The following is a 5,229-nucleotide window of genomic DNA, read 5'->3' as shown; positions in this document are numbered from 1 at the left end:
TGCTTAAGCGAAGTGGTATTAGACAAATATTACTTTGATGCTTGTTGGTCGCTGTCCCCGTGAGCATGTTATGAGCTGATTATTGAGCGCTCGATTTTGCTGAGCGTATCGCAGACGAAGGCAACCATGGGGACTGTCAGGAATTCCGTGTGCGGGCGGGCATGATGCGACCACAGGAGATCGCCGATGGCCCGCCGCAAAGACCCCAGCATTCCCAACGCCGTGCTCGATCAGCTGCTCGCGGGCGCTGATCCGAAAACCGCCTTCTACCCCGGCGGCTTGCTCGACGGCCTGAAGAAGGCCCTGGCCGAACGAGCCCTGGACGCGGAGATGGATCACCATCTCTCCGGCGAGGCAGGAGGCGGCGGCAACAGCCGCAACGGCTACGGCAAGAAGACCGTCACGACCGACACCGGCCAATTCGAGCTGGCCGTGCCGCGCGATCGCCAAGCGAGCTTCGACCCGCAGCTCATCGCCAAGTACCAGCGCCGCTTTCCCGGCTTCGACGAGAAGGTGATCTCGCTGTACGCCCGCGGCATGAGCACCCGCGAGATCGTCGGGCACGTGCGCGATCTCTACGGCGTCGAGGTCTCACCGGACCTGATCAGCGCGGTGACCGACGCGGTGCTGGACGAGGTCGCCGCCTGGCAGGCTCGGCCGCTCGAGCCCGTCTACCCCCTGGTGTTCTTCGACGCCTTGCGGGTGAAGATCCGCGACGAGGGCTTCGTGCGCAACAAGGCGGTCCACATCGCGCTCGGAGTGCGGGCTGACGGGACCAAGGAGATCCTCGGCCTGTGGATCGAGACCACCGAGGGCGCCAAGTTCTGGCTGCGCGTCATGACCGAGATGAAGAACCGCGGCGTCGAGGATATCCTGCTGGCGGTCGTCGACGGCCTGAAGGGCTTTCCCGAGGCGATCGTCTCGGTGTTTCCGGAGGCCACGGTTCAGACCTGCATCGTTCACCTCCTTCGCCACAGCCTGGATTTCACCTCCTACAAGGACCGCAAGCCCGTCGCGGGGGCGCTGAAGGCGATCTACCAAGCGGTCGACGCGACAGCGGCGGAGAAGGCGCTGGCGGCGTTCGAAGAGGGCGAGTGGGGCCGCAAGTACGGCGCCATCGGCCAGAGCTGGCGGCGGGCCTGGAGCGAGGTCATCCCGTTCTACGCCTTCCCGGCCGAGGTCCGGCGGATCGTCTACACGACGAACGCCATCGAGGCCCTGAACGCCAAACTGCGCCGCGCCGTGCGCGGACGAGGGCATTTTCCCTCCGACGAGGCCGCGCTGAAGCTTCTCTACCTGGTCTTGAACCGCTCCGAGAAGGCGTGGAAGATGGGCCCGCGTGAGTGGGTCATGGCCAAGGCGCAGTTCGCCGTCATCTTCGGCGAGCGCTTCACCCGGGCCATGGCGGCCTGATGTTCAACACGCCGCCCATACACGGAATTCCTGACAGTCCCGCAACCATGACTAGGCCAGCCAGCGTGCTGGCATAGCGCTTGTGGTCCTTGACCAAGCGGCGGCAGCGTGTCGCCCACGCCAACGAGCGCTCCACTATCCAACAGCGCGGCAGCAGAACGAAGCCGCGCTTGGCCTCGGGCGCACGGACCATCTCCAGCGTGATCCCGTGCGCTTCGGCGGCCCTCGCCGGCTTCTCGCCCGTGTAGCCCTGATCGACGAACGCTTTCTCCACGCTTCTGTCCGTCTGCGCCTGCACCGCTCACGTCAACGCACCGACCTGGCTGCGGTCGTCGACGTTCTGCGGGCGTGACGTGCAGCGCCACCACATGGCCGGGCGTATCGACCGCCAGATGCAGCTTGGATCCGCGCTTTCGTTTGGGCTCCATCGTAGCCCGCCCGCTCGCCGCTCTCGGACAAGGAGCGCAGGGTGCGGCCGTCCAGGATCACTGCCGAGGGCTCCGGCTCCCGCGCAACTGCCTGGCGCACCACGGTCCGACCGCGGTTGCGCGCACCTTGACGTCGAGAGGCTGGTCGAGCGACGAGGGTAATGGCTTCAAGCGCTGGATCACAACGACATTCAGGTGCTATTGAATGAATCGCCACTGATGCGATCATCATGGGGGTGCCAATAAATATCTCGATCGGCAAACATGAATGTTCACTGTCGTAAATCACGCGCTATAGGTAGTAAAAAAATGGGAAATAAGATTTTTTTGCTTTGCCATGTTCCGAAGACGGCCGGGACTAGTCTTATTGACGCTTTAAAAAATATGTTTGAAGCAGACAATTGCCATATTCAGACAAGTCCCGGAGACATTTCATTTATTGATAAATTCGAAGAAAAAGTAAGCAACGGTGCTCGCTTGTTTTCAGGTCATGCGGCGCTCCCTTTTTTTATCAATGTCAAAAATACTTATAAAGATCAAGATATTTCAATTATCACCTCCGTCAGAAATCCAATTGATCACTTTTTTTCTTTATTTTTACATAATAAACATTTTATGAATAATAATACATGGCAAGATATTGGTTTGAGGAAAATATTGCGGAACAACGGAGAAAATAACATTCCGCATGAACAAACTTTTAATATGATGACGCGGTACTTTTCAGGTAAATTATCGGGAAAATTGGATAGCACTGCGTATAAACAGGCTATCATTAACATGAAGCATCTGGACTTTGTGTTTATTTCTGAAGAGCTAGAGAGGTCGCTCCATTTGTTCTCTGTAATGTATGATGTTGCAAGATATGAACCAACGAGTAACATTCTCAATTCTAACAGCCATAGAAGGGAAAAGTTTCAAAATAACAACGTCGATCTCGTGCCAGAAATCTCTGCTAACACTGTATTTGATTATCATTTATATTCTTATATGCAGAAATTGCGCATTTCAGGAGCCCGAAAGTTCCCAACTTTAAGTTTATCTGCAAGAAAAGTGGATTTTTCTTATGTTGCTGAAGCAATCCGGAGATCAAAACATGATATATTCGCTGAGAAAAATTATTTCTCATTCGAAAACAACGACCTGCTACTCCATCCGCCGAAAATTGGCAAAACATTTATCAAGACTTACGATATAAATAATAGTGAAGTCGTAGAAAAAGCAACGTGCACATTGTCCTTATCTGAGAAAGCCCATAATTCAGTCGTATTCGAGATTGTAATTGAAAATGGAAAAAATCTAAAATCCATAGTTGAAATATTGAATCCTGGAGAAAATAAGAATATCACGATAAGGCTTGATGACTTGCAAGGCAATCTAAACATGATACTTGAGACAAAGCTAAAATCACAAGGAGGGGCAAATTCTTATTGCTGGGCTTATTTTAAAGATTTTAAATTTATATTTTCTTGATGATCATTGATAATTATTTACACGATAATCAGGTAGAATATGCAGCAGATAAAATTTCGAATGCATTTGAAAATGGTAATAGCGCTGCAGAACGCAGTCTCGCCATTGACAGCCCCGTCGACAGCCCGACACGCAGAGTGCCGAAGTTCTGCTGGTTGTTCCAGGTACGTGACACCGCGATCTTGAGCGTCTGAAAAGAGGAGTTAGTGGAGTTGATGCTGTAGTTATACCCGCAGGAGAAAAAAATCGCGCAACTTCTCCGAGCCGCCAATGAGCAATCTTGTGCCCGCAACCCAAGCCCTGGGGTGAGAGAGCCTGTCACAGACGCACTACATCCCAGCTCCACCAGCGATGACATGATCCATTTTGTTGCTGGAGATGTCCGTGGCTGGCGTTGCACGGGATAAATGCTCCTGCGCTCACTCAGCCTAGTGTCCTGCGTCTGAAGTTCGTGGCAAAGTGGTGAGCCTGCAGGGAGGTGCTGATGCCTTACCGCGTGCCCGCCACACTCGACCTGAGCGTGGAGGAGCGAGGCGAGCTTGAGAGTTGGGCTCGTCGTCGCAAGACCGCTCAGGGCCTGGCCTTGCGGGCCAGGATCGTGCTGCTGGCCGCCGACGGGCTGAGCAACACCGCCATCTCGGCAGAACTCGCCACCGGCAAGCACACGGTTGGCAAGTGGCGCGAGCGCTTCGCCCACCAGCGCGCGGACGGGCTGCTTGACGAGCCTCGTCCAGGTGCACCTCGCCGGATCGGCGACGAGCAGGTCGCCGAACTGATCGCCCGCACCCTCTCCGAGCGGCCGCAGGGCGCCAGTCACTGGAGCCGACGCAGCATGGCCAAGGCCAGCGGGGTGTCGGGTGCGACGGTGGGGCGTGTCTGGCGAGCGTTCGGCCTGCAGCCGCACCGGTCCGAGACCTTCAAGCTCTCGACCGATCCGTTGTTTGCCGAGAAAGTGCGCAATATCGTCGGGCTCTACCTGGCACCGCCGACCCGCGCCCTGGTGCTGTGCGTGGACGAGAAGTCCCAGGTTCAGGCCCTCGACCGCACGCAGCCGCTGCTCCCTCTGCGGCCTGGACAGGCGGAGCGGCGCACCCACGACTATGCCCGGCACGGCACCACCAGCTTGTTTGCCGCCCTCGATGTGAAGGCCGGGGCCGTGATCGGGCAGTGCTACCCGCGTCACCGTGCCAGCGAGTTCCGCTGCTTCCTGGACGCGATCGAGGCAGCGGTGCCAGCTGACCTCGACGTGCATCTGGTGCTCGACAACTCGGCGACGCACAAGACCAAGCTGATCCGCGATTGGCTGGCGAAGCGCCCGCACTATCATGTGCACTTCACGCCGACCTCCGCCTCGTGGATCAACCAAGTCGAGCGGTGGTTCGGCCTTTTGACGGAGCGCGCGATCCGACGTGGCGTTCATTGCTCGGTAGCCGAGCTTGAACGCGACATTCGCGCCTTCATCGAGGCCACGAACGCCGAGCCCAAGCCGTTCCGATGGGTGAAGTCGGCCGACGCCATCCTCGCCAACGTCAAACGCTTCTGCTTGCGTGCACTCGACGTTGAGCCAGAACCCACGTCTTTGCCACAAAATTCAGGCGAAGGACACTAGCACTACTCTGCCATGTTGGAGCATCCTAGTTTTCGTTTGCTGAGGCGAGCGGGAGCGCCGCAATGGATGAGCTCGGGTCGCAGGCGTGGCTTGACCACTTATACCGCCGCGCCTTCGAACGGACTCGTTCGGAGGCGCAAGGCAAGCCCGAACGGGCGCCGGTGCTGATGCGCCGGACGCCTTGGCATCGACACGTCGATGCCAAGGCGCGAGGGTATCAAAGGGAAGAGGCCAGCCGGTTTCCCGGCCGGCCTCGCCTCGCTCGCACAGGATGTCGGGTGGATCGCCGCCCGTCAGCTATGCGCC

Annotated in this window: 3 protein-coding genes and 1 pseudogene; 3 read left to right on the top strand and 1 reads right to left on the bottom strand. The window is 57.1% G+C overall.

The window, feature by feature from the left end; genetic code table 11:
* Positions 1 to 186: 186 nt before the first annotated feature.
* Positions 187 to 1,413, top strand: coding sequence for an IS256 family transposase (locus tag VQ02_RS32965; protein WP_048448495.1), 1,227 nt, complete (start codon positions 187 to 189; stop codon positions 1,411 to 1,413).
* Here VQ02_RS32965 and VQ02_RS32960 read toward each other — a convergent pair.
* A pseudogene (locus VQ02_RS32960) lies at positions 1,391 to 1,950 on the bottom strand (transposase); the annotation flags it as partial. The gene VQ02_RS32965 and the pseudogene VQ02_RS32960 overlap by 23 nt on opposite strands.
* Before the next feature lie 155 nt (positions 1,951 to 2,105).
* Here VQ02_RS32960 and VQ02_RS37830 point away from each other — a divergent pair.
* Both VQ02_RS37830 and VQ02_RS32955 read left to right on the top strand, forming a co-directional pair.
* On the top strand, positions 2,106 to 3,314 hold the full coding sequence (locus tag VQ02_RS37830; protein WP_157080907.1) for a sulfotransferase family 2 domain-containing protein: 1,209 nt from the start codon (positions 2,106 to 2,108) through the stop codon (positions 3,312 to 3,314).
* Positions 3,315 to 3,798: 484 nt separating this feature from the next.
* Entirely contained in the window at positions 3,799 to 4,923 is a 1,125-nt protein-coding gene (locus VQ02_RS32955; protein ID WP_048448494.1) for an IS630 family transposase, read from the top strand.
* Positions 4,924 to 5,229 lie beyond the last annotated feature (306 nt).

The sequence above is a fragment of the Methylobacterium variabile genome (assembly GCF_001043975.1).
GTDB lineage: Bacteria > Pseudomonadota > Alphaproteobacteria > Rhizobiales > Beijerinckiaceae > Methylobacterium > Methylobacterium variabile.
Note: the sequence above shows the minus strand (reverse complement) of the source record. Positions and strands in the feature narration are given on the sequence as shown.